23 protein-coding genes are annotated in these 24,386 nt (G+C 61.7%); 9 read left to right on the top strand and 14 right to left on the bottom strand.

The features are described 5' to 3' along the window. Nucleotides 1-75 precede the first annotated feature (75 nt). Both LGH74_RS08495 and LGH74_RS08500 read right to left on the bottom strand, forming a co-directional pair. Nucleotides 76-1,548, bottom strand: a complete 1,473-nt coding sequence (locus LGH74_RS08495) for a CoA-acylating methylmalonate-semialdehyde dehydrogenase (protein ID WP_226174557.1) — start codon at nucleotides 1,546-1,548, stop codon at nucleotides 76-78. A 311-nt stretch (nucleotides 1,549-1,859) separates the two neighbouring features. Beyond that, nucleotides 1,860-2,117 carry a heavy metal-binding domain-containing protein gene (locus LGH74_RS08500; RefSeq protein WP_226174559.1) on the bottom strand — a complete coding sequence of 86 codons (258 nt, stop codon included), beginning with the start codon at nucleotides 2,115-2,117 and terminating at the stop codon, nucleotides 1,860-1,862. Nucleotides 2,118-2,433: 316 nt separating this feature from the next. Here LGH74_RS08500 and LGH74_RS08505 point away from each other — a divergent pair, with 316 nt between their 5' ends. The 5 genes from LGH74_RS08505 to LGH74_RS08525 all read left to right on the top strand — a co-directional run bounded on the left by LGH74_RS08505 (nucleotide 2,434) and on the right by LGH74_RS08525 (nucleotide 7,332). Beyond that, nucleotides 2,434-3,039: a 2,3-bisphosphoglycerate-dependent phosphoglycerate mutase gene (locus LGH74_RS08505; RefSeq protein WP_226174561.1), complete on the top strand. Its 606-nt coding sequence runs from the start codon at nucleotides 2,434-2,436 to the stop codon at nucleotides 3,037-3,039. Between the two features lie 80 nt (nucleotides 3,040-3,119). Next, entirely contained in the window at nucleotides 3,120-3,749 is a 630-nt protein-coding gene (locus LGH74_RS08510; RefSeq protein WP_226174563.1) for a bifunctional 4-hydroxy-2-oxoglutarate aldolase/2-dehydro-3-deoxy-phosphogluconate aldolase, read from the top strand. A 264-nt stretch (nucleotides 3,750-4,013) separates the two neighbouring features. Next, complete coding sequence (dgoD, locus tag LGH74_RS08515; RefSeq protein WP_226174565.1) at nucleotides 4,014-5,159, top strand: galactonate dehydratase; 1,146 nt, start codon at nucleotides 4,014-4,016, stop codon at nucleotides 5,157-5,159. Nucleotides 5,160-5,426: 267 nt separating this feature from the next. Continuing rightward, entirely contained in the window at nucleotides 5,427-6,437 is a 1,011-nt protein-coding gene (locus LGH74_RS08520; RefSeq protein WP_226174567.1) for a 2-dehydro-3-deoxygalactonokinase, read from the top strand. Between the two features lies 1 nt (nucleotide 6,438). Then, nucleotides 6,439-7,332 carry an SMP-30/gluconolactonase/LRE family protein gene (locus tag LGH74_RS08525; RefSeq protein WP_226174569.1) on the top strand — a complete coding sequence of 298 codons (894 nt, stop codon included), beginning with the start codon at nucleotides 6,439-6,441 and terminating at the stop codon, nucleotides 7,330-7,332. Between the two features lie 187 nt (nucleotides 7,333-7,519). On the opposite strand, the gene LGH74_RS08530 is transcribed toward LGH74_RS08525, so the two are convergent. The 4 genes from LGH74_RS08530 to LGH74_RS08545 all read right to left on the bottom strand — a co-directional run bounded on the left by LGH74_RS08530 (nucleotide 7,520) and on the right by LGH74_RS08545 (nucleotide 10,478). Continuing rightward, complete coding sequence (locus LGH74_RS08530; RefSeq protein WP_226174571.1) at nucleotides 7,520-8,053, bottom strand: YfiT family bacillithiol transferase; 534 nt, start codon at nucleotides 8,051-8,053, stop codon at nucleotides 7,520-7,522. 93 nt (nucleotides 8,054-8,146) lie between these two features. After that, on the bottom strand, nucleotides 8,147-9,310 hold the full coding sequence (locus LGH74_RS08535; protein WP_226174573.1) for a sensor histidine kinase: 1,164 nt from the start codon (nucleotides 9,308-9,310) through the stop codon (nucleotides 8,147-8,149). Between the two features lie 4 nt (nucleotides 9,311-9,314). Beyond that, nucleotides 9,315-10,118, bottom strand: a complete 804-nt coding sequence (locus LGH74_RS08540; RefSeq protein ID WP_226174575.1) for an alpha/beta fold hydrolase — start codon at nucleotides 10,116-10,118, stop codon at nucleotides 9,315-9,317. 90 nt (nucleotides 10,119-10,208) lie between these two features. After that, entirely contained in the window at nucleotides 10,209-10,478 is a 270-nt protein-coding gene (locus tag LGH74_RS08545; RefSeq protein ID WP_226174577.1) for a hypothetical protein, read from the bottom strand. 209 nt (nucleotides 10,479-10,687) lie between these two features. Here LGH74_RS08545 and purU point away from each other — a divergent pair, with 209 nt between their 5' ends. The 3 genes from purU to LGH74_RS08560 all read left to right on the top strand — a co-directional run bounded on the left by purU (nucleotide 10,688) and on the right by LGH74_RS08560 (nucleotide 14,808). After that, nucleotides 10,688-11,542: a formyltetrahydrofolate deformylase gene (purU, locus tag LGH74_RS08550; protein ID WP_226174579.1), complete on the top strand. Its 855-nt coding sequence runs from the start codon at nucleotides 10,688-10,690 to the stop codon at nucleotides 11,540-11,542. Nucleotides 11,543-11,722: 180 nt separating this feature from the next. Further along, nucleotides 11,723-12,952, top strand: coding sequence for a T9SS type A sorting domain-containing protein (locus LGH74_RS08555; protein ID WP_226174581.1), 1,230 nt, complete (start codon nucleotides 11,723-11,725; stop codon nucleotides 12,950-12,952). Nucleotides 12,953-13,260: 308 nt separating this feature from the next. Beyond that, nucleotides 13,261-14,808, top strand: coding sequence for a SulP family inorganic anion transporter (locus LGH74_RS08560; RefSeq protein ID WP_226174583.1), 1,548 nt, complete (start codon nucleotides 13,261-13,263; stop codon nucleotides 14,806-14,808). Here LGH74_RS08560 and LGH74_RS08565 read toward each other — a convergent pair. From LGH74_RS08565 to LGH74_RS08595, 7 genes are all read right to left on the bottom strand, one after another. After that, a complete protein-coding gene (locus LGH74_RS08565; RefSeq protein WP_226174585.1) occupies nucleotides 14,805-15,422 on the bottom strand; it encodes a class I SAM-dependent methyltransferase in 618 nt (205 codons plus the stop codon). The two genes, LGH74_RS08560 and LGH74_RS08565, sit on opposite strands and share 4 nt — an antisense overlap. Nucleotides 15,423-15,616: 194 nt before the next feature. Then, nucleotides 15,617-16,516 (bottom strand): hypothetical protein, encoded by a 900-nt coding sequence (locus LGH74_RS08570; RefSeq protein WP_226174587.1) that lies wholly within the window; start codon nucleotides 16,514-16,516, stop codon nucleotides 15,617-15,619. Between the two features lie 63 nt (nucleotides 16,517-16,579). Next, a complete protein-coding gene (locus tag LGH74_RS08575; protein ID WP_226174589.1) occupies nucleotides 16,580-17,761 on the bottom strand; it encodes a hypothetical protein in 1,182 nt (393 codons plus the stop codon). A gap of 112 nt (nucleotides 17,762-17,873) precedes the next feature. Continuing rightward, a complete protein-coding gene (uvrA, locus tag LGH74_RS08580; protein WP_226174591.1) occupies nucleotides 17,874-20,420 on the bottom strand; it encodes an excinuclease ABC subunit UvrA in 2,547 nt (848 codons plus the stop codon). A 274-nt stretch (nucleotides 20,421-20,694) separates the two neighbouring features. After that, nucleotides 20,695-21,402: a TIGR04283 family arsenosugar biosynthesis glycosyltransferase gene (locus tag LGH74_RS08585; RefSeq protein ID WP_226174593.1), complete on the bottom strand. Its 708-nt coding sequence runs from the start codon at nucleotides 21,400-21,402 to the stop codon at nucleotides 20,695-20,697. Continuing rightward, nucleotides 21,399-21,887, bottom strand: coding sequence for a hypothetical protein (locus LGH74_RS08590; RefSeq protein ID WP_226174594.1), 489 nt, complete (start codon nucleotides 21,885-21,887; stop codon nucleotides 21,399-21,401). Before LGH74_RS08590 ends, LGH74_RS08585 begins: the two co-directional genes overlap by 4 nt. Beyond that, nucleotides 21,884-22,498: a class I SAM-dependent methyltransferase gene (locus tag LGH74_RS08595; RefSeq protein WP_226174596.1), complete on the bottom strand. Its 615-nt coding sequence runs from the start codon at nucleotides 22,496-22,498 to the stop codon at nucleotides 21,884-21,886. The genes LGH74_RS08590 and LGH74_RS08595 overlap by 4 nt, the downstream gene beginning before the upstream one ends. Nucleotides 22,499-22,872: 374 nt before the next feature. Between LGH74_RS08595 and LGH74_RS08600 the strand changes: the two genes are divergently transcribed. Continuing rightward, the gene (locus LGH74_RS08600) at nucleotides 22,873-23,901 is read left to right on the top strand and encodes a hypothetical protein (RefSeq protein WP_226174598.1); all 1,029 of its coding nucleotides are present in this window, start codon (nucleotides 22,873-22,875) and stop codon (nucleotides 23,899-23,901) included. A 36-nt stretch (nucleotides 23,902-23,937) separates the two neighbouring features. Here the strand turns inward: LGH74_RS08600 and msrB are convergent, their stop codons facing one another. Further along, a complete protein-coding gene (gene msrB / locus LGH74_RS08605; protein ID WP_226174600.1) occupies nucleotides 23,938-24,384 on the bottom strand; it encodes a peptide-methionine (R)-S-oxide reductase MsrB in 447 nt (148 codons plus the stop codon). Nucleotides 24,385-24,386: the final 2 nt, after the last annotated feature.

Below are 24,386 nucleotides of genomic sequence, written 5' to 3' on the forward strand. Positions count from 1 at the left end.
AACCACCCCGCCCTTCGGGCACCCCTCCTCGAAAAAAGGAGGGGAACTAGTTTCTAACCGTAGCTCTAAAATACACTAACTCATCCAGTTCACCCTTGACTCGGGATTCCACTTAGTAGTGGTTTTCTTGAGCTGGGTCCAGAATTCGATGGAGCTTTTGCCGGTGATGTCACAGGCCCCGAACTTCGAGTCGTTCCAGCCGCCGAAGGAGAATGGCTCCCGGGGCACCGGCACGCCGATGTTGACGCCAATCATGCCGGCGTTGGCGTGGTCCATGACGTAGCGGGCCGAGCTGCCGCTGCTGGTAAATACGGCCGCTGCATTGCCGTATGGGTTGGCATTTTCGATGGCAATAGCCTCATCGAGGGTGTTGGTGCGCATGATGGCCAGCACCGGACCGAATACTTCTTCCTGGGCAATGCGCATGTCGGGCGTCACGTAGTCGACCACGGTGGCTCCCACGTAGTAGCCGTCCTCCTGCCCTTCTACGCGGGCGTTGCGGCCGTCGAGCAGCACTTTGGCCCCGGCGGCTTCGGCCTCGGTAATGTGCTTTTCGATACGCTCCTTGGCCTCCTTGCTGATAACCGAGCCCAAGTTCTGGCCGGGCACGATCTTGCGGGCTTCCTCCACAATTTTAGCCACGATGCCATCCACCGCGCCGACGCCTACCATCGTGGAGCCGGCCATGCAGCGCTGCCCCGCGCAGCCCGACATAGAAGCGGCCACGTTGGAAGCCGTCATTTCGGGGTGGGCGTCGGGCAGTACCATCAGGTGGTTTTTGGCCCCGCCCAGCGCTACGCACCGCTTAAGGTTGCTGGTGGCCCGGATGTAAACTACCTTGGCAATAGCCGTGGAGCCCACGAACGACACGGCCTCAATATCGGGATGGTCGCAGATGGATTCCACAATTTCCCGGTCGCCGTGCACGATGTTGAGTACCCCATCAGGCAGGCCGGCTTCTTTAAGCAGCTCGGCAATGCGGCCGGCGCTGAGCGGCACCACTTCCGAAGGTTTCAAAATCATGGTATTGCCCAAAACCAGCGCGTTAGGAATCGTCCAGTGGGGCACCATGTTGGGAAAGTTGAAGGGCGCAATGCTAGCTACCACACCTAGAGGCTTACGCTCCACGCGGGCTTCCACGCCCTTACTCACTTCCAGAAACTCGCCCTGAATAAGCTGGGGCATGGAGCAGGCAAACTCGGTCAGTTCGATGGCCTTTTCCACTTCGGCGCGAGCCTCGTCGTAGGTCTTGCCGTTTTCCTCCTGCACAAGGTCGGCCAGCTGCTTCATGTCGCGCTCTAACAGGGTTTTATAGCGGTAGAAAATCTGAACCCGCTCCTTCACCGGCATGGCCGACCACGCCGGAAAGGCGGCTTTGGCAGCTTCCACGGCCTGGTTCAGGGCCGGCATGCCACTCAGCGGCACCGTCGAAATAACGGCTCCGCTCAACGGGCTAAACACATCCAGGCTACGCGGCGCACTGCTTTCCACAAACTGCCCGGCCACGTAATTCCGAACTGCGGGATACTTCAAAGTTTCGACTTCCATGTTAAGAAATTGTTAAGCGGATGCAAGTAATGGGTTTGGCGCACTTATGCAAATACTTAGCAGCGCGTTGGGCTACCTGCAAATTCGCTAAAAAAGCCTTTTTAGCCTATATAGCGGCTTCTATATTCCTGTAAATAATACAACCAGCGTTGTTTCCACAAACGTTTGCAGTGACTCCCAGTCCGAAACCAGCCTATGGAGTAGTGGTGATGGAGTAAAAAATAAAGCCGCGGCCCCCGGATAATCCAACAGGTACTGTCAGATTATTCGGGGGCCGCGGCTTTTGCAGAGCAACTGAAAAGTGCGACGGCTCAGCTTTTCTTTTCCAGGTCCATTTCGCAGACGGGGCACTTGCCGGGCTGGGTGCTGCGGCTGCCTTCGCAGCCCATGGGGCACTCGTACACGGCAGCTTCGGCAGCGGCCGGGGCGGCCGTTGCAGCAGCGGAATCGGGGGAGGGGGTAGCCGCGGCGGGCGGGGCGGCAGTGGTAGTAGCAGGTTGCTGCTCGCAGCTGCTGAGCAGGGCGCAACCCGAAAGCAGGGCAGCGGCCAGGAAAGTGGAAACGTTCATGCGAAAATAGAAGCTATTGAAAAGCGAGTGGTGGCTGGTAAGCAGCGCGGTAAAATTACGAAGGAACCCGGACCCGGCTTTGTTCCCGACAATCAGGTCGTTCTTGCGCCAGACGATACCCGAATTACCTCGGCCATTTATTTCACCAGCAGCTACAGAATCGAACCAGAGTAAACAACCGGCTACGGCTGCTGGGCTCTGGCCCAATAGTGGCCGCGGCGCCAAGCTCTACCGTACACCCCAACGGCGGCGGGCTTCACCGGGTATTCATCCGGCCCGGCTAGTATTGCGCTTCTCTTCTCTTAATAACGCTGCTATGGGGTTTCTTGTGCTGGTGCGCCACGGCCAATCGGTGGCCAATCTGGCCAATGTGTTTACCGGCTGGCTCGACGTGGCCCTCACGCCCCAGGGTGAAGCCGAGGCCCGACAAGCCGGGGCCAAGCTACGCGACTTTCACTTCGACCAAGCCTACTGCTCCACCCTGGTGCGCTCGAAGCTGACGCTGACCCTGATTCTGGAGCAGCTGCACCAGGCCACGGTGCCGGTGCACGCCGCCGATGCGCTGCGCGAGCGGATGTACGGCTCGTTGCAGGGCCTCAACAAAGCCGAAACCATCCGGCGCTACGGCCAGCCACAAGTAGACCGGTGGCGGCGCGGCTACGAAGACGCCCCACCCGATGGCGAAACCCTGCACCACACCCAGCAGCGCGTGGTGGCATACTACGAGCAGGAAATTGCGCCCCAGCTGCGGCTAGGGAAGCACGTGCTTGTAGTATCGCACGGCAACACGTTGCGGGCCCTGCGCATGCAGCTCGAACACCTAAGTGTGGCCCAGGTGGAAGCCCTGGAAATTCCGACCGGCGGCGTGCGGGTGTACGAGCTGACGCCCATGCTGACGGCCAGCCGGATGTACGACCTGTAAGCTAGGCTTTACCAACGCGGTCCGCCGCAGTTGCGTTACCATACCTCACCCTGCTCCTAACTTCCTTACCCTGCTACGCTATGACAACATCCGTTTTATCCCATCTGCTCGAGCATAAGCTCGTTTCCATCATTCGCGGCGCCAACCCCGACGATTTGGTCAGCATCGTGCGGGCCCTGCACGCGGGCGGTATCCGGTCGGTGGAAATTACCATCAACTCGCCCAAAGCCCTGCAGGGCATCGAGAAAGTAGCCGAAGCCCTGGGCGACGAAATGATGGTGGGCGCCGGTACCGTGCTCGACCCCGAAACGGCCCGCCTGGCTTTGAATGCCGGGGCTCGGTTTATCATCTCGCCCACCCTGAACGTGAAGACGATAAAGACAACCAAGCGCTACGGGGCCATCAGCATTCCGGGGGCCTTCACCCCCACCGAAATTCTGACAGCCTACGAGCACGGGGCCGATATTATCAAGGTGTTTCCGGCGTCGCTGGGCGCGGCCTATTTCAAGGATATCAAAGGCCCACTGCCCTTTATTCCGCTCATGCCCACCGGCGGCGTGAAGCTCGACAACATCCGCGACTTTCAGCAGGCCGGGGCCGCCGCCTTCGGGCTGGGCAGCTCCTTGGTCGATACCAGCCAGCCCGTGTCGGAAGAGTACCTGCGGCAGCTCACCAAGAAGGCTCAGCAGTTTGTGCAGGCTATTTCCTGAGTATGGAGGCTCTTTCTCGGCTGTCATGCTGAGTGCAGCGAAACGGAACAAAGGACCTTCCTCACCTACCCCACAACAGTAGCTTTTGCCAACGTACAAAAGCCCTTTACTGGCTTAGCAGCGAAAGGATTTGTCCCGTTGAACTGACTGAATCACCTAAGTGAGGAAGGTTCTTTGTCACCCCTTGAAGCGCGGTATGCTCAGGATGACAGATAAAACAACGACAGCCTTATTTTTCCCTCTGAACACCCTTTCCCCTTCACTATGAAAATCACCGGCTTCAAGCTGTATCAGGTGCCGCCGCGGTGGCTGTTTCTCAAGATTGAAACCGACGAAGGCCTTGTGGGCTGGGGCGAACCGGTGATTGAGGGGCGCGCGGCCACGGTGGCGGCGGCCGTGCGGGAGTTGATGCAGAGCCTGATCGGCAAAGACCCGCGCCCTATCGAAGACCACTGGAATGTAATGTACCGGGGCGGCTTCTACCGGGGCGGCCCCATTCTGATGAGCGCCATTGCTGGCATCGACCAGGCGCTGTGGGATATCAAGGGCAAATTTTTCAACGCTCCGATCTACGAGCTACTCGGCGGTAAAGCCCGCGACACGATGCGCGTGTATTCCTGGATTGGTGGCGACCGGCCCCACGACGTGGGCCTGGCCGCCCAGGGTATGGTCGACAAGGGCTTTACGGCCGTGAAGATGAACGCCACCGACGAGATGGGCTACATCGATTCCTACGCCAAAATTGACGCGGCCGTGGCCCGCATTGCCGCCGTGCGCGCCGTTGACCCATACCTGGGCATCGGCGTCGATTTTCACGGGCGGGTGCACAAGCCGATGGCCAAGATTTTGACCAAAGAGCTGGAGCCGTTCCGGCCGATGTTTATCGAGGAGCCGGTGCTGGCCGAAAACAACGAAGCCCTGCGCGAAATTGCCCGCCACACGTCCATTCCCATTGCCACCGGCGAAAGGATGTTTTCCCGCTGGGACTTCAAGCAGTTGCTCATTGATGGCTACGCCGACATTATTCAGCCCGACCTGAGCCATGCCGGCGGCATTACGGAGTGCAAGAAAATCATCAGCATGGCCGAGGCTTTCGACGTGGCCGCCGCGCCCCACTGCCCGCTGGGACCTATTGCCCTGGCCGCCTGCCTGCAAGTAGATGCCACCTGCCACAACGCCTTCATTCAGGAGCAAAGCCTGGGTATCCATTACAACGTGGGCAACGACCTACTTGACTACCTCGTGGACCCGACCGTATTTGAGTATCACAACGGCTACGCCAACATCCCGACCGGGCCAGGCCTGGGCATCGAAATCAACGAAGAATACGTGATACAACGCGCCCAAATTGGCCACGACTGGAAGAACCCCATCTGGCGCAACCCCGACGGCAGCGTGGCCGAGTGGTAAGGAGCCGGCGTTGTTTAGCCTATCATCTTGATCCTATTTCGTCTGTCATCCTGAGCTTGCGAAGTACCTTCTTCACCTACCCCGCTGCGGTTTCTGCCAACGTGACAAAGTCCTTCCCCAAGCTAGTAGCAATGAGCTTTTTCAGGTTGATCTGAGCTTGTAACTCAAGGAAGGAAGGTCTTTCGCAGGGCTCAGGCTGACAGGAGAAAAAAGGGCAACGACCCAACTTGCTCAACCTATTCCCAACTCCGGCAGTATTTCTAACATATGAGCAAGCCAACCCACTTTCTGAGCTGTGACTGGGGCACTTCGTCGTTTCGGCTGAAGCTGGTGGAGCTGCCGGGGCTGCGGGTGGTGGCCACGGCTACCTCGGAAGAGGGCAACGCGGCTACGTTTGCGCAGTGGCAGCAAGCGGGCCGGCCGGAAACGCAGCGGCTGGGATTTTACCTCGACATTCTGGGCAAGCACTGCCAAGCACTGGAGCAGCAGGCGGCCCGGCCGCTGGCTGGGGTGCCGGTCGTTATTTCGGGTATGGCCTCCTCCACCGTGGGCATGCTGGAGCTGCCCTACAAGCCCCTGCCCTTCGCCACCGACGGCTCCGACCTGGCCACCCGACTGCTACCCGCTACGCCGGATTTTAACCACCCGGTGCTGCTGATTTCGGGCGTAAAGACGGATGACGACGTGATGCGCGGCGAGGAAACCCAGCTGGTGGGCTGCGAGTTGGGGGCCACTGAGCAGGAGCAATTGTTTCTGCACCCGGGCACCCACGCCAAGCACGTCAGCATCCGCAACGGCCAAGCCACGGCGCTGAAAACCTATATGACAGGCGAGTTTTTTGCCCTGCTTTCCGGCAAAAGCATTCTGGCCTCGGCCGTGAAGAAAGCCGACGACTTCCGGATGCCGGCCCACACCGAGGCTTTCGAAAAAGGCGTACGAGCCAGCCGGCACGACAACCTGCTCCACAACAGCTTTCTGGTGCGCACCAACCACCTGTTCGACAAGCTCAGCCGCCCCCAAAACTTCTACTACCTCAGCGGCCTGCTCATCGGCTACGAGCTGAGCGACTTTCCCGCCGACTTCACCGGCGCGGTGGTGCTGGCCGGCGAAACGGCCCTGGTGCAATCCTACGAAGCCGCCCTGGATCTGCTGGGCATTACTGACCGGGTGGCGTCGGTAACGGTGCTGAGCGCGGAGGAAGTGACGCTGCGCGGGCAGGCCGCCGTGCTGCACCACGCTCAACAAACCGGCAAGTTGGCCCCCGCTAAAGCTAATTGAGATGCAAAACCAACCCGTTACCGAATCAGCCGTGCGCGTGGCGCTGCCAGCCCGGGCCCAACTGGGCGAAGGCGCTATCTGGCACCCGCAGGAGCACAAGCTGTACTGGGTGGATATCGAAGGCCGGAGCCTGCACATTTTCGACCCGGCCACCGGCCAGGCTCGGCAGCTGCCCACGCACTCCCGGGTGGGCACGGTGGTGCCCGCGGGCCCGGGCCAGGTGCTGGTGGCACTGCAAAGCGGCCTGCACCGGATGAACACTGAAACCGGGGCCCTGACGCTGCTGGTAAACCCGCTGACTGAGCCCGGCCTGCGCTTCAACGACGGCAAGTGCGACCCAGCCGGGCGCTTCTGGGTGGGCACGCTCGATATGAACGACCAGCCCCACCGCGCCGCCCTCTACCGCCTCGACCCCGACGGTAGCCTGCACACTATGCTCACCGGCATCACGATTTCCAACGGCTTGGCCTGGTCTTCGGACAACCAAACGATGTATTACATTGACACACCCACCCGCACGGTGCAGGCCTTCGACTACGACCACGCCACCGGTCACATCAGCCACGGCCGCGTTGCCATCCGGATTCCGGAAGCTGATGGCCTGCCCGACGGCATGACGATGGATGCCGAGGGCCAGCTCTGGATTGCTCTGTGGGGTGGCGGGCAGGTGGCTTGCTACGACCCGCTGACCGGTGAAAAGTGCCGCGCCATTGCCGTGCCGGCGCCTAACACCAGCTCCTGCGCCTTTGGTGGCCCAGGCCTGCGCACGTTGTTCATCACCACCGCCCGCCAGGATCTTTCCCCCGCCCAGCTCGCCGAGTACCCGCTCAGTGGCAGCGTCTTTGCCGTGGAGCCCGGCGTGGCCGGCATCGCCGCCAATAGATACGGAGGCTAATCTTTTTCACTCCGGATAGTAGCCCGGACTAAAGTCAAAGCTCAGCTAAAAAGCAGTCAAAAGGGTGTAGAGCCGCAACCTTGCGGCTCCTCGTTGAACGACTTTGTTGCAATGGTGCGGATGAGGAAACGCAAGTATGGGGCTCTACACCCTTTCAGCATTCCAAAATCAAGCAATAGTGCCACCGCTACTCCTGGCTTAGCAGCTCGATATGGGCCATATGGTGGCGGCCATGCCAGCTGTATTGCACCAGCGCCTGGTCGAGGGTATAATCCTGCTGGTAGAGCGGGTGGTGAAATGTGCGCTGCCACTGCGCCTCGGTGAGGTGCCAGAGCAGCGTAACCCAGCGCGAGTGCAGCGCCTCCAGCAGCTGCAGCGACACGGTGACGGGCGTGGCGGCTACGTCGGGCAGCTCGGCCCAGGCGTTCATGTCGAAGGGCCGGATGGTGGGGTGGTCTTCGGTGAGGGCCAGGCGGAAGCGCAGGTAAAAGTTCAGGTGCACGTCGGCTACGTGGTGCAGCACCTGCCGGCCCGTCCAGCCGCCGGGGCGGTACGGCTTTTCGAGTTGCACGCCCCCGGTCCGGCGGGCAGCCGCCGTGAGCTGGGCGGGCAGCGTCGCCAGTTGGTTGATGTATTCGGCCCGCTCAGCGGGCGTGAGCGGCGCGGTGGGCAGCACGGCCCGCCCAATGGGATATTGCAGATCGGCGACAGTAGATTTCATAGCGGGCAAACTTAGAATACTTTCCCGCATAGCACCGCACGCGGTAGGTGGCGGCTACTTCCCTGCGGCCCGGTCTGCTGCCGCTGTGCAGGCTCAGGCAGCGGGAAAGTAGAGCCGAAACGTCGAGCCCTGGCCCACGGTGCTGTCTACCTCTATCTGGCCCCCGGCCTGCTGCACAAGGCGGCGGACCAGGTAGAGCCCCAGGCCCGAGCCAGCCACTTCGGGGTGAAACCGCCGGAACAGCTGGAACACTTCCTGCCCGTAGCGGTGCAGGTCGATGCCCCGGCCATTGTCGCGCACGGTGAGGACCAGGCCGCCGGCCTCATGCGTGGTGCTGACCCACACGTGGTGGCGCCGGCCGGGTTCGGCATATTTCAGGGCATTGCTAAGCAGATTGTAGAGGATGCTGTGCAGACTGGTGCGCGGCAGCGGCAGCGTGGAAGCAGCCGCAAAATCCAGGGTGAAATCGGCGGCTGATGCTTGCAGGCTACGAATGATATCTTTGGTAAAGGTGAGCAGATCCATAGCCTCCACCGGGGCCTGATTGGGCTGCCGCTGGAGCTGCACCACGTCGGTCATGCCCTCGATGGTGTTGAGTATCTGCTGAAGGGCATCCGCAAACATACCCATCATACCTACGGCTTCGGGGTCGTGAAACGTGACGGTGCGCTTCAGCTCCTCAAACAGGCCTACCATGTTGTTGACCGGCTGCTTGAGGTCGTGGGAGGCCGTGTACACGAAGTTATCCAGCTCAGCATTGATGCGCAGCAGTTCGGCGTTCTTCACGGTCAACAGTTCGCGCTGCTCTTCGGCCTCGGCTTTGGCCCGCAGCAGCTCCTGCTCATACTTGCGCCGGTCGGTGATATCGAACAGCGTGACGCGCAAGACCAGCGGCTCGCCCTGGGCATCGCGCCGCAGTACGGCATTCATCAGCACCGGCACGGTAGTACCGTCGCGGCGGCGCAGTTGGTAGCTTAGCTCCCGCACCTGGTCCTGCAGCAGCAGCAGTGGGGCGCAGTGCGTTTCGTAGTGCAGGCGCGCGCCCATGCTCAGCAGATCCTGCAGGCAGCGGCGCGCCACCAGCTCCTGGCGGGAGTAGCCCAACCAGCTCAGCAGCGTCTGGTTGAGCCTGACCAGTGTACCATCGGGCAGGCAGGAGCAGTAGCCGCAGGGCGCGTTTTCGTAGAGCTCCTCCGGGTTTTCCTCCGTCAGCCGCAGATCCAGCTCGGGCACAGGCTCGTTTTCCTCAGCACTCATGCGGCTAGGCGGGCTCCGAAGCCAGAAAGTGGTTCATGGCCTCAATAGTGGGCTGTGGGGCGCTCAGGTGCGGGCAGTGCCCGGTGGTTTCGATAACGACCAACGTACTGGCTGGCAGCTGCCGGTGCAGGTAGTCGCCCACGGCCCGGGGCGCCAGCGCATCCTGGGCGCACTGCAAAATCAGGGTGGGTGTGTCCAGCTGGGGCAAGTCGGCGCGGTTGTCGGACAGAAACGTGACGCGGGCAAAGTGGCGGGCAATATTGGGCTCGGTGCGGCAGAAGCTGTTGTTGAGCTCCTGGGTTAGCTCGGGCCGCTCGGGGTGGCCCATGATAACGGGCGTGATGCCCGCCGACCAGCCCAGGTAGTTGTCATCCATGGCGTCGAGCAGCTCCTGGATGTCGGCCGGCTCGAAGCCGCCCAGGTAGTCTACATCATTGAGGTAGCGCGGGGAAGGAGCCACGAAAACCAGCCGGGCAACGCGCGCGGGCTCCCGCAGGGCCGCCAGCATCACAATCATGGCCCCAACGGAATGGCCCACCAGGATAGCCTGCTCCACCTCCAGCTCGCGCAGCACGGCCAGCACATCATCGGCGTGGGCGGCCAGGGTGCTGTAGTGCGCCGGGTGGTAGGCCGCCAGGTCCGAGTTGCCGGCTCCTACCAAATCGAGCAGTACCACCCGGTAGCGGCTTTCGAAGGCCGGCGCAACCAGCCGCCACATGTGCTGGTTGCAGCCAAACCCGTGCACAAATACGATGGTCTGTTGGCCCGTGCCCAACACGGTGACGTTGTTACGCTTCAGATTATCCATAGGAGCTTACTCAGCGACTTGCCAACTCAACCAAGCCGGCTGCCTGTCTATACTTCACTTTGAAGGTAGCAGTTGTGGTCGTCAGCTGTACTACCGGGCTCCTTCCACTTCGGCCGGCCAGTTGACCTGGCGCAGCAGCACCCGAAATTCGGCCTCGGAGGCCACACGGCCCTGGAAGCTGTAGAGCAGCTGCGTGTCCACGGTTTCGAGCAGGGTTATTTCGCCGTCGTCGTAGAGCACGATGGTTTCCTGGCCCCTTTCGCTGGGGCGGCTGTAGCGGGCTTGGCGGGGCGGGGCCGAAAACCGGCTGAAGCCAAACGCCAGCAGCAGTTCGGCCGATGGCTGATAGAAAGAAGACATGGAAAGAGCCCGAAAAAAGGGACGTCCGGCCGGAATGGCGGGCGGTAAGCCACTAGGTACGCAGAAACTCCGACTCGCCGGCCAAACCCGCATTGGCACGGCGGGAGCCGAAGCCAGAAATTGGCACAGCGGCAGGCTAAATTGCGCGACAAACCAGCGGCGGCGGTTACATTTACAGCTTCCCGGTTCTTCTATTAGCCTTCTTCCCCGTGCTGCCAGCTTCTTCGCCCCAGTCTCACATCTTGCTGATTCGCTGCCCCGATGCGCCGGGCCTCGTGTATAAAATCACCGGCGTGCTGTTTGCCCACGGCCTGAATATTATCCGCAACGGGGAATTTGTGGAGCGCGCCGACAACTGCTTTTTCATGCGCACCGAGTTTGCCGGGGAATTCGAGGCCGAAACATTGCTGCAAGAGTTGCGCACCACGCTGCCCGCCGCCGCCGATATTCGCCTGAGCAACAACCAGCAGAAAACCATTGTGCTGATGGCCACCAAGGAGCACCACTGCCTTAGTGAACTGCTGGTGCGCCACGCCTTCGGCGAGCTGAATGCGCGCATCGTGGGTGTCATCAGCAACTACGCGGTGCTGGGCGAGCTGACGCGGCAGTTTGGGCTGCCGTTTCACCACATCAGTCACGAGGGCAAAAGCCGGGAAGCCCACGAGGCCGAAGTACTGGCGGTGCTGGCCGGCTACCAACCCGAATTCGTGGTACTGGCCAAGTATATGCGGATTTTATCGTCGGAGTTTGTGGCCCACTATGCCAACCGGCTCATCAACATTCACCACTCGTTTCTGCCCGCCTTCGTGGGCGCCAGTCCCTACGCCCAGGCCTACGCGCGGGGTGTCAAAATCATTGGGGCTACGGCCCACTTCGTAAACGAGCAGCTGGATCAAGGCCCCATCATTGCCCAGAGCGTGATACCCATCGACCATACCCAGAGCGCCCACGAAATGGCCCAAGCCGGCCGCGACGTGGAGAAAATAGTGCTGGCCCGCTCCCTGCAGCTGGTGTTTGCCGAACGGGTTTTCGTGCACCACAACAAGACGATTATCTTCGACTAAGCCCGCGCCAGATTACCGGCCGGCGACAATTAAGCTGCCTGATATCCAACCGAAAGCAAATCGTTTTCCAGATACGGAATAAAGTATCTGCCCCACGCAACGCCAAGATGCAAAAAATGGTCATGCGGCCGTAGGCCGACAGGGCGTTGTCCTTATTTGTGTTCGTTATCCATTCTGACTATGCAGTATTTACTACCCGCAGTGCTGATTAGCGCCTTGCTGGCCGGCTCGACGGCTACAGCTCAAACGGGCGCTATTACGCTCACGCAAGCCAACTTTCCGGCCACGCCCGCGGCCGTCGACCGGTACCGGCCCATGCACGGCGCCCTCCACCCCGACTTCGTGCCGCCCCAGCCCGGACCCGGCCGCGTGTGGGACTACCGCGGCCTGAGTGCCGACTCGCTGATGCTGGAGCAGCTCTACCAGGTTCCTCCGGCCACTACCTCTTTCCTGGCCGCTCCCACGCGCAGCTATGCGCTGTCTGGCGCCTCCCCCCAGAGCTACGCTTTCCCGGCCCACGGCCTATGGCACAGCTTTACCGGCCAGCAATACGAAGCCCTCACGGCTCAGGGTCTGCTGGGCATTGGGTATTCGCTACAAGAGCAGCAATGGCCTATCCGGCAGGTCAATAACGCCCCGGGAGACTTGCTGCGGCTGCCGCCCCGGGCGGTAGACCAGAGCATTTACCGCACTCCTCTACCGCTAACGGCCAGTACCTTGCGTCGAAGCTCATCCTACGACCGGATTTTTCTGGAAGCCACAGTGCAGGAGCTGGGACTGAATACGGCGCTGGTCCGGCTGGTGCGCTTCACCTTTATCCAGACCGATGAGGTGGTTGGGTACGGCACGCTGCAACTCCCCAAACCCGCAGGAGGCTCCGCGGCCTTTCCGGCCCTCATGGTGCGCACGCACCGCCAGGAAATCGACAGCGCATATGTGAATGGGCGCCTGGCTCCGCCGCTGATACTGCAAGCCCTGCAGATGGAGCAGGGCCAGCGGCAGGATATATACCAGACGGCATTTTACCGCGAGAATTCGTCCCAGCCCGCCCTGTTGATTTACCATACTGATGCCAGCTTCAGCACGCCGCGCAACTGGTTCAGCGTCTGGTTTTCCGGGGAGGACAACCTGAGCACCATCACCGGGGTGCGCCAGCCCCAGGCCGGGGCCGGCGCGTTACGGGCGTACCCGAACCCGGTAACCGATGGCCTTTTCACCCTTGATTTGCCCGGGGAGCGGCAAGTCCTACAGCTGGTGGTGCGCGACCTACTGGGCCGGCAGGTAGCTACCGGGTCCGCAGTTTCTGGCCAGCCGACCTCGGTGCTGCGGGACTTGCGCGGGGGCCTCTACGTGGTGGAAGCTACCACTGCCGCCGGGCGGCGTAACACCATCCGGGTGCAGGTCGAGTAACGCTTGTCGCTCCTGCATTCAGGGTACCAAGCTGGTCCCGGCTGGTGTTGCTTCTCCGTGAGCAATGCCAGCCGGGACCTTTGCTTATCATCTAGCGGCCGGCTTATGCTGCTTTTGTGCTCCACACAGCCGCCACGCCCAATAACTGGCGCTTTGGCCCATGCTACTTATCTTTACGGCTGCTCATGCCCTGCTTTTCCCCCGCTGTTTTCAAACTCACCTCACCCTGAGGACTGGCCCGAATGCCCCACGCCGCCGCTTCCCGCCGGAAGCGTGCGGCTTTTCTTTTGCCGTTTACTCAGCTTCGTATGCTTTCTGCCTTTCAACTCGTGCCCTACCTGGCGCAGTATAAAATCAACGTCAAAAATGAAGTTCTGGCTGGGCTGACTACGGCTCTGGCTCTGGTGCCCGAAGTAGTGGCCTTTGCCCTGCTGGCCCATATCAGCCCGCTGGTGGGCATTGGCTCGGCTTTTATCATCTGCTTGGTGACCAGTATTTTCGGGGGTCGGCCCGGCATGATTTCGGGCGCGGCCGGCTCGGTGGCGGTGGTTATCGTGAGTCTGGTGGTGCAGCACGGCGTCGAATATCTGTTCGTGGCCGTGGTGCTGATGGGCGTAATCCAGATAGGCATCGGGCTGCTGCGCTTCGGCAAGTTTATCCGGCTGGTGCCGCAGCCAGTAGTCTATGGCTTCGTCAACGGCCTGGCCCTCATCATTTTCATGGCCCAACTCGAGCAGTTCAAAGTGCGCGACGCGGCCGGCGCCGCGCACTGGCTGACAGGCCCGGCGTTATGGCTGATGTTGGGATTGGTGGCTCTTACTATGACCATCGTCTACTTACTGCCGAAGCTCACCAAGGCCGTGCCGGCTTCGCTCACGGCCATTATCGTGGTGTCGGCGCTGGTAATTTTGGGTGGGCTCGAAACCAAGTCGGTGGGCGATATTGCCTCCATTGCCGGCGGACTACCCACGCTGCATCTGCCGCAGGTGCCCTGGAGTTGGGCCACATTGGTGCTCGTGCTGCCCTACGCCGTCATCATGGCGCTGGTGGGCCTCACCGAAAGCCTGCTCACACTCACGGTGGTGGATGAAATGACCGGCACCCGCGGCCGGGGCAACCAGGACTGCGTGGCCCAGGGCTTGGCCAATGTGGCCTCGGGCCTCACGGGCGGCATGGGCGGCTGCGCCATGATCGGGCAAACAATGGTGAACCTGGAGTCGCGGGGGCGCGGGCGGCTTTCGGGCGTGGTGGCGGCCGGGGCCTTGGCGCTGTTTGTGGTGGCCGGCTCGGGCCTGATTGAGCGGCTGCCACTGGCCGCGCTGGTGGGCGTGATGTTCATGGTCGTTATCGGCACCTTCGAATGGGCCAGCCTGCGCATTCTGCGCCGTATGCCGCTCACCGATGTGCTGGTAATGCTGCTCGTGACGCTGGTAACGGCCATTTCACAGAACCTGGCCCTGGCCGTGCTGCTGGGCGTGGTGGTGTCGGCGCTGGCCTTTGCCTGGGAAAACGCCAAGCGCATCCGGGCCCGCAAGTACGTGGATGCGGCCGGTGCGAAACACTACGAAATCATGGGCCCGCTCTTTTTCGGCTCGGTACAGGCTTTCACCGACAAGTTCGACGTAACCCAGGACCCGGATCAGGTCGTGGTTGATTTCCGGGAAAGCCGGGTGGCCGATATGTCGGGTATTGAGGCGCTCAACAAGCTCACCGAGCGGTACCAGCGCGTGGGCAAAACCCTACACCTGCGCCACCTCAGCCCCGACTGCCGCCAACTGCTACGCAACGCCGGGGCGCTTATCGAAGTCAACATTCTGGAAGACCCCGGGTACCACGTGGCCACCGACGCGGACTAAACCACCGCGCCACTCGCTGAGTGCCCAGCCGCTGAAGGCTGGCTTTTGGTCTCCACATCCGTCGGCTCAAACAGCAGCACGTAGGCTGGGGGCAGGTTCAGGAGCACGTGCTCCTGCTCACGCAACCGGAAAAACTTCCCGAACAGCTTCATATTCTGCAGCGAATACTGAAACAGGATCAACTGACCGGCCGGGGCCAGCAGCTGCCGGGTGTGCGCCAAAATGCGCCAGCCCAGCCGCCGCGGCAGCGACGAAAATGGTAACCCGCACACCACGTAATCGACCTGCTGGATGCCTAGGGACTGCAGATACTCGCCTGTTTTATCGGCTGAGCCATGAATGACGTGCACGTTGGCATGGGCCGCGTAGCGCTCCTGCAACAGCCGGCAAAACCGGCGGCTGACCTCGATGAGCACAAGCACCGTTTCGGGGCGTCGCCGGGCCAGCAGCACCTCCGTAAAAACGCCCGTACCGGGGCCGTACTCCACAATGCAGTGGGCCTGGGCAAAGTCGATGGGCGCCATTACCTTGTCTGTCAGCTCCCGGGAGCTGGGCACCAGAGAGCCCACGGTGGCCGGGTTACGAAAAAACTCTTCTACAAAAGGTGGCAGCATAGCAAAGCTGTTTCTTGGCAGGTGTCGAACCCGGATAGTACCCGGAGTCTGTACGCAGGTTCGCCGCCGTGGATATAGTCCAGCTTGCGGTTGAGGCCGAGTAAAACCACCGGCTGCCGGCGCCCTGGCAGCTAGCCAGCCGCAGCCGGAGCGCTGCACCTACAGAACCGAGCGGCTTTGGCATTGGCTCTGGATCAGGCCTGCATAATTAGCAGAAACGTCTCTTGGCTGATGCTGCGCCACTGCCGACTGGCCCGACGAAACTCGGCTTGCTGCTCCTGATCCACGAAGGAGGCCCCGGACGAGGACACGAAGGCTTCTTCCACGGCCAGAAACTTGTTGAGCGTGGTAGTGAGCTGGCCGGCCAGGCGAGCTACGGCTTGGTGGGCCAGCGTGCAGTTCTCCACGATGCGCAGCAGCGCCCCGAGCGTACCGCGCATCTGAGCTGTCTGCAGTTGCCCGGCCCGCTGGGCCAGCGGGGCCAGGCCGCGCGTCACCGGGTCCAGGGTGTAGCGCAGCACCAGCCGCTGCACCGATTCCTCAAAAGCGGCCGTGGCGGCGGCCATACCGGCCACTTCCGCGCCCAAGCTGCGCTGGTCTTCATCCAGCAGGGGCACGGCGGCCAGGTAGGCCTGGTCGGCCGCTTCGAGCAGCGTCAGATTGTGGCGCAGCCCCTGAATGATGGTCCGCAGCAACTGTATCACCTGCTGCTGCTCATGGGCAGCAGGCACATCCTGCTCGCCAATTTCCTCATAAACGGCTAGGATATACTCGCTGTTGGTTTCAAACACTCTACTGAATTGCTGCAGATCGGTTACCCAGTGGAAGAGCTTGCTGCTGCCCGCCAGGTATTGCGGCGTGCGGCCCTGGGCCCGGAGCAAGGCCGTGCGCACCACCGGAAAATCCTGGAGCGGGTCGGGCATCAGAATAATCATGCCCTGCTCTGCTATTTCCCGGCCACGGGTGGGAATGGACTCCAGGCCGCTGGCGTAGGTCATCACGGCCCGGGCGCGGGGCTTCCAATCGGTCAGAGCAGCCAGTAATTGCTCGGAGAGCGGAGCCAGCGACGAGGCAGAATCGGTAGGATTTGGCATAGAATACAAGCAGAGGGTAGCGGGGCAGATACAGGGAAAAGCGGAGAAGAAACCGGGGTGGCTTTAGCGGCTGATTATGCGCAGAAAGGCATTAGTCGTGAAGTCCGTTGTGAGCCGGGCCGTCAGCATCCATTTCTGCTGCGCGGCTACCAGTTGCAGGCGCTGGAGGTAGGCCGGCGCATCGGCCAGGTCGGCAGCGGTGGTGCTATCCGCAATGGCCTCCAGCTGCCGGGCCGCAGCTTCCCAGGCTGCGGCCAGGCTTTCCAGGCTCTGGAGCAGGGTGGTAAATTGGGCTTGTAGCGGCGGCAAGGCTGATTCCAGGGCGTTGATATCGGCTACCAGCTGCATTTTTTTCCAGGTTTCGGCGTTGGCAGCCCGCACTTGCGCTTCCAGCTGGTCTACTCCCCGCAGGGCGCTCTGCTGCAGATCGAACAGCATCGTGCCCACTCCGACGGCGGCCACCAGCATGCCAACTACGGGAACAACAACGAAGAGCAGCGCTGTGGCAGCGGCCCCCACCGTGGCCAGGGTGGTGTATTGCGAATTGAGGTCAGCGGTTTGCTGCTGCACCGCCGCCAGCTGGCCCGCCATAGTGGGGTTCAGGGCCGCCGCCGACTTATACAGGGACGTATTCTTGCCAAAGGATTCACTCAGGCTACTCTGGGCGGCCAGCAGCTGGGGCTGATAGTGCAGCAGGCTGGCGGCCAGCGTACGGGTACCGGCGACCATCTGGCGGGCAGCCACGGTAAGGCCCTTTTCGCCCGTCAGCACCCGTTTCAGAATGCGCAGCCGCTTGGCCTGGTCGGTGGTGTCGGTCAGGTCGTCGGGCAGCGACTCCAGCGCAAACCGAAACTTGTTGGCCGTTTTCGTGCCCTGGTGGGCCAGCCACACCAGCTGCCCATACAGCAGGCTGGGTTTGTCTGCGGCTCCAAACTTGCTCAACTCGTCCGCCAACAGAGCCGGATTGCCGAAAACAGCACCCTGTCGGCGCATTTCATCCACCGCCCCCATGGCCGGGTCGGCCTGGTATGCATCAAAATCACCGTAGCGGTGCTCAAACTCGGCGCGGTTAGCAGGCAGGCTGAGCACCTGGGTCATGGCCAACTGCAGCAGGCCAAAGTCGGGGCTTAGCAGCGCAAACCGGGCCGCGGCCGGCGTGGCCGACGCCAGCACGATGCCATCGGCGGGCACGAAGGAAAGAGCGGTATCGGCCAGCAGCGCCGACGCAGCGGGTGGTAAGGGCATAAATTAGGCAGTTGGAAGGATAAAGCGGGTCTACAAGATGCCGACTTCCGGGCGTATTATCATGTGCCAGCCTTATTTCTAATTCTCCGCCGCCAGCTGGGCGGTGCCCCATCTACCCTACCCCGTCCAAAAACCGCTGCAGATGCGGCGCGGTGCGGCTTTGCTTCATACGGGCAACTTTCGCCGGGGAGCCGGCTGCTACTACCTGCCCGCCTTCGTCGCCGGCGCCGGGGCCAATGTCCATCACCCAGTCGGAGGCAGCTACCACGCGCATGTCGTGCTCTACTACGATAACCGTGTTGCCGGCTTCCACTAGGCCGTCGAGCTGGGTGAGCAGCTTTTCCACGTCGGAGGGGTGCAGGCCGGTGGTAGGCTCGTCGAGGATGTAGAGCGAGTTGCCGCGCTGGGCCCGCTGCAGCTCAGTGGCCAGCTTGATGCGCTGGGCCTCCCCGCCCGACAGCTCGGTGGCGGGCTGGCCCAAGCGCAGGTAGCCCAGGCCCACTTCGCGCAGCACCGTGAGGGCGCGCTGCACGGTGGGCTCGTCGGCAAAAAAGTCCCAGGCGTCGTCCACGTTCAGAGCCAGCACTTCGGCAATATTCTTGTCGCGGTACGTAATTTCCAGGGTTTTGGCGTTGTAGCGGGCCCCGTGGCACACCGGGCAGGGTGCGTACACGCTAGGCAAAAACAGCAGCTCCACCATCACGGAACCTTCGCCCTGGCAATTTTCGCAGCGGCCTTTGGCTACGTTGAATGAAAATCGGCCAGCATCGTAGCGGCGCTTTTTGGCCGCCGGCGTGGCCGCGAATAGCTTGCGCACATGGTCAAATAAACCGGTGTAGGTGGCCATGTTGGAACGCGGCGTGCGGCCAATCGGCTTCTGATCCACGCGCACCAGCCGCTTGATGTGCTCTATACCGCCCACGATTTTTCCGCCGGTGGTGGCCGGGGCGGCGCGCTCCAGCGGGTCGGCTTCCTCCTCTTCGGCCGTCACATCCTGGCCCAGCTGCCTGGCCACCAATTCCACCAGCACCTGGCTTACCAGGCTCGATTTGCCCGAGCCCGACACGCCGGTAACGGTGGTGAAAACGCCCAGCGGAAACTCCACGCTGAGGTTATCAAGGTTGTTGCGCGTGACGCCAGCCAGCCGCAGCCAGCCGCCGGGAGTACGCGGGGTACGGGGCGTTACGTTGTCAGCAGCATCGAATAAAAAGCGGCGCGTCTGCGAATCCAGTACCGCATTCAAGCCGGCTGGGGTGCCGCTGTAGAGCACTTCGCCGCCCTTTTCGCCGGCGGCCGGGCCCACGTCCACGAGCCAGTCGGCCTGCCGGATTACGTCAAGATTGTGCTCGACCACAAACAGCGAGTTGCCCGCCGCTTTCAGGCTGTGTAAAGCTTTGAGCAAGGCTTCGGTATCGGAAGGATGCAGCCCCGCCGAAGGCTCATCAAGCACATATACTACCCCGAACAAATTGGAATACAGCTGCGTAGCCAGCCGCAACCGCTGCAACTCGCCCGGCGACAACGTGGGCGTGCTGCGTTCCAGAGCTAGGTAGCCCAGGCCCAGATCCAGCAGTACCGCCAGGCGGGCCACCAAGTCTTCGGCAATGCGCCGGGCTACAATGGCCTGCTCGGGGTGGGCCGTGTCGTGGGCCTGGCGCTTGGCAGTGCCGTCGGCAAAGGGCCGCAGCAGGGCCACCACGCGCTTGAGCGGCAGGCGCGACATATCGGCAATGTCGAGGCCGGCAAACTTCACGGCCAGCGACTCGGGGCGCAGGCGCTTGCCCTGGCAGAGCGGGCACTCGGTGCTGAGCATGTACTGCAGGACGCGCTTCTTCATCAGCGGGCTTTGCGTGGTGGCGAAGGTGTGCAGCACGTGGCGCTTCACGCCCGTAAATGTGCCCATGTAATTCGGCGGCTCGCGGCGTTTCAGAGCCCGTTGGGTTTCCTGGGGCGAATAGCCGGGGTACACCGGCACTACGGGCTGCTCGTCGGTGAACAGAATCCAGTCCCGGTCTTTCTGCGGCAACTCCTGCCAGGGCGTGTCCACGTCATAGCCCAGCGTCACGAGGATGTCGCGCTGGTTCTGGCCGCCCCAAGCCTGGGGCCAGGCCGCAATGGCCCGCTCCCGGATGGTAAGCGTAGGGTCGGGCACCATGGTTTGCTCGGTTACTTCGTAGATGCGGCCCAGGCCGTGGCACTGCGGGCAGGCGCCTTCCGGCGTATTGGGAGAAAATCCTTCGGCGTACACGATGCCCTGCCCCGCGGGGTAGTCGCCGGCCCGCGAGTAAAGCATGCGCACCAGGTTGGAGAGCGTGGTAACCGAGCCCACCGATGAGCGGGTGGTGGGCGTACCGCGCTGCTGCTGCAGGGCTACGGCCGGCGGTAAACCTTCGATGGAATCAACTTCGGGCACGGCCATCTGGTGAAACAGCCGCCGCGCATACGGCGACACCGACTCGAGGTAGCGGCGCTGGGCCTCGGCGTAGAGCGTACCGAAAGCCAACGACGATTTGCCGGAACCCGACACCCCGGTAAACACCACCAGCGCGTCGCGCGGAATTTCCAGGTCGACGTTTTTGAGGTTGTGCTCCCGGGCCCCGCGCACCCGCACGAAACCGGAGAAATCTGTAGAAGCGGGCAGGGAAGATGGTTTGGCCATGAGAAAAGCTGCGCGGAAAGCCGGTAAAAGTACCAGAGTATACATACGCAACACAGCGGCCTTGCATCTGAACGGCGGTTCTGAATACTTCGGAAATGGCAGGAAATGAGCTGGTTAGTTACAGCGGCTGTTCTGCTTTCCGGCTGACATTTTGGACTTACTCCATCTGTCATCCTGAGTGTAGTGAAGCGAAATGAAGAACCTGCCTCGCCGCTTCATGCGCGTAATGCTCAGGATGACGGTTTAGGCCACGACGTCTGAGTCTGAACCTACCTTAGTGCTTCCGCAGCAGCCGCTTATACACCCGGGCCAGGCGGGCTTGGCGCAGGCCGCCCACGTAGAGCAGCAGCACGGCTAAATGGGTCATTTCGGTGCGCACCACGCCGTGGTCGAGGTATTTGCGGGCGGAGGTTACCACGCGCTGGGGCATGAGCACGAAGCGGTGGCGGCGCTTGATGCGGGTCACCATTTCCACGTCTTCCATCAGCAGCAGCTGCTCGTCGAAGCCGCCCAACTGCTGGAACAGGGCTTTCTGGATGTAGAGGCTTTGGTCGCCAAACTGGAAGTTGCGGGTATTGAAGCGCGAGGCCCAGCTGCTGAGGCGCAGAATCCAGTGGCCGTGGTCGAACTGCAGGCGGAAGCAGCCGCTGGGGTAGCCCTGCTGGTAGTAGTGGGTGATGAGCTGGCCAAAGGCGGGCGGCGGCAGCGTATCGGCGTGCAGGAAATACAGGATTTCACCGGCTGCCTGCGCCGCGCCCAGGTTGAGCTGCCCGGGCCGGCCGGGCCGCGTTGCCTGCACCACGCGGGCGTGGTGGTGCCGGGCCTGCGCCACGGTTCCATCCTGGCTGCCCCCGTCGCACACTACGACTTCATAGGTCACGTTCTCGCCTACGTGGGCGGCAATGTAAGTGAGCAAATGGCCCAACCCAGCGGCCTCGTTTAGGGTGGGAATGATGATGGATACTACGGGCGAATTACTCATTTAAACCAGACGTCAGAAAGCAGGACAATACCGATGAAGAACCCGTAGGCAAACTTGTAGCGCAGCGTCAGGCGCGGGCGGGGCGCCTCGGGCAGCAACGGGCTGCGGCTCCCCCACTGCCGGGCGCTGAACACCAGCCAGGCCCCGAGGTAGAAGGCTACGTCGAGCCAGTCGAAGCGGCCGTCGGTGATGTGCAGGTATTGCACCACCTCAATGCCCAAGGCCATAGCCAGCGGCAAGAGGCTCAGCAGGCGGCGGGTAGGCACGGCGCTGAAGCTCAGAAATGAATATAGCCAGAGCGCGCCCGGCAGGCTATGCACAATCCAGCGGCAGTAGGCCAGATGCAGCATAGGCGGCTTGGTGGTCATAAACTGGAACAGCAACTCGTTGACGATGGTATTACGCGGCCGAAACAGCACGTAGATACCCAGGCTGACCAGCAGCGGCAGCAGGCAATGGAGCAGCAGGTGCTTCCGGTTTTTCATGCGGCAATGAGGGGTTTGGTGATGCGCACAATGCGCCAGTAGCCGCCGGCCAGTACCGTGAGGCCGGGCCGCATTTCGGGGCTCAGCAGCGGCAGCAGCGGAAAGAAGCTTCGGAAGCCCAGGGTTTTGCCTACCGGCGTCAGCAGTTTATCGAGCTGCCGTAGCGGCCCGTGCTCGGCCGTGAAGTGGTTGAGAATGTAGAGGCTGCCGCCCGGCGGCAAACCCGTGTAGTAAGCACCCAGTACCTGCGCAGGCTCGTCGATGACCGACAACGAGTTGCAAAACACCACCTGCTCGAATCCGGCCGCCGTGCTGTAGTCTTCGGCCGCGGCGTGGTGCAGCGCGATGCGCACGGCCGGGTGTTGGGCGGCCTTTTTGCGGGCCAGATTCAGCATCGGCAACGAGCAGTCGATGCCCGTGACGTGCTTGTGGCCGGTGTAGAAGGGAATGGTAATGCCGGTGCCCACCCCGATTTCCAGCACCCGCTGCCCCGCCTGCGCATTCACGGCCCCGATGAGCCGGCGCACCAAGGGCCGGTAAAACCACTGCAATGCCAGGTCATAGATAAAGGAGTAGAAGTAATACCGGACGTTATTGAAGCGGGTGCTCATGCCTGCGGTGAGGGAAAATCGGGAACCAGGAATAGAAGCCAGGTGGAGGTAGTAAATGGGCTGGCAAGAGAATCAAAGTAGCTCGTCGGCGCGGCCCGTTTTGCCGGCTCCGACGAAGCAATATATCATAGCCGAAGCGGAATGCAAGACGGTACGCTAGTAGGCGGCAGGAGGCGAATGATGGCGTAGCGGCGCTATTACCAAATTAGCTATCTTGCTATTCCTCCTTTCTGTGCTGCTGAGTACAGTCGAAGAAACTTTGCTACCAAAACGCGTCTGTTTGGTATTGCGGCAGAATTGCTTTAACAAGCTCTGCCAGACAGCCGCTTTGGCGCTACTACTACTTCCGTAACTCTTTTTACTGCCCGCCGCCTATGAAACCCTGCTCGTCCGCCCCGCCTGTGCAGCCGCCCGCGCACCGTGGCCCTTTCGCCACACTGGCTTACAACATCCGGGGGCTGGTCAACATCGTGCGGGGTGACGTGATTCACAACACGTTCGGGGCCTACCACGTGCTGCGGCTGTGGCACGTGCAGAAGATTAGCAGCGGCCTGGTGGCCCGTAGCCACCCCTGGGCCACCGGCCTCACGCCCACGGCGCAGGTGCCAGTGTGGGGCCAGAATGTGGCGTTTCGGAGCCCTTCCCGGCCGGAAAGCGGCTACGAGGCCGATGAGGTGATACTGCAGAAAGTAGGAAATTTTCTGGCCGATATGGTCAAGAAGTCGACGGCGGTGCCGGAAATACCCCACGGCCCGGAGCGCCGCATGCCCCACGTGGTAAACTACCTGCACGGCTCGGTGCACTACAACGGGCTGTGGCTGCTATTCAACGACTTCGCCGAAGCCAAGCAGTATTTTTCCGACCCGCAGTTTCGACGGGAGTTTCGGCGGCTGGTGCGGCAGCAGCGGCGCGAAGTAACGCTGGTGTTCCGGGAGCGGAAATACGACCCGGTGGAATACGCTTACTTCTCGGGCTTTATCATGGCCAACTTCCCGTGGTTTGCCAACGTGAACGGGCCGGGCAAAAAGGTAATGTGGGGCAACCCGGCCCCCTACCCCGCCATGAATATCATCAACGGTAGCTGGGTGCGCGACGTGGATGCGCTGCGCAAAGGCCGCCCCGACTTCATCAAGGAGCCAGCCCCGGTGGCGCAGTATTTCACCGGTCAGTATGGTGCCGCCGCGGCCGGGCCGTATTTCGCCGAGCGACTGGTGGCTTTCGTGGAAAACGAGTGGGTGCGCCGCCGGGGCTTCAACGCAGGCTTGTTCTTTATCAACCGCAAGAAGATTGACCCCAAAATCTACGATAAGTACGTGGTGGATAAGAACGTGCTGGCAGCCAAGCAGACAGTCGTACCCAGCCCGTTTGATCCGAAAGAAAAGTCGCCCGGCGCTGCGGAGTGAGGTCGTTTCGGGAGCATGCTAGCGCTGTTTATTCTGTCACTCATCCACCCGCACCAAACTCTCCGAGTTGATGCAGTAGCGCAGGCCGCCGGGCGCGGGGCCGTCCGGAAATACGTGGCCCAAGTGCCCACCGCAGCAGTTGCAGCGGGCCTCGATGCGCTGCATGTGGTGGCCCTCATCGAAGGCGTAGCAGATGGCACTTTTGCTCAGCGGTTGCGTGAAGCTGGGCCAGCCCGATATGGCGTGGTACTTCGTGGTGGAGTCGAAAAGCGGGGTGGCGCAGCCGGCGCACAGGTACAGACCGGGCTCATAGCTGCGGCAGTAGGCATTGCGGTAGGGCGGCTCGGTGGCTTGCTGGCGCAATACCCGGTACTGCGCAGGCGTGAGCAGCGCGGCCCATTCGGCCTCGTTTTTGTGCAGGCGGCGGGGCGGCTCGGGGTTGCTGTACTTGGCGAAAATCAGGATGTCAGACCAACGGAGCATGG

Origin of the sequence: Hymenobacter lucidus (genome assembly GCF_020447265.1) — a bacterium.
In the GTDB taxonomy this organism is placed as follows: Bacteria; Bacteroidota; Bacteroidia; order Cytophagales; family Hymenobacteraceae; genus Hymenobacter; species Hymenobacter lucidus.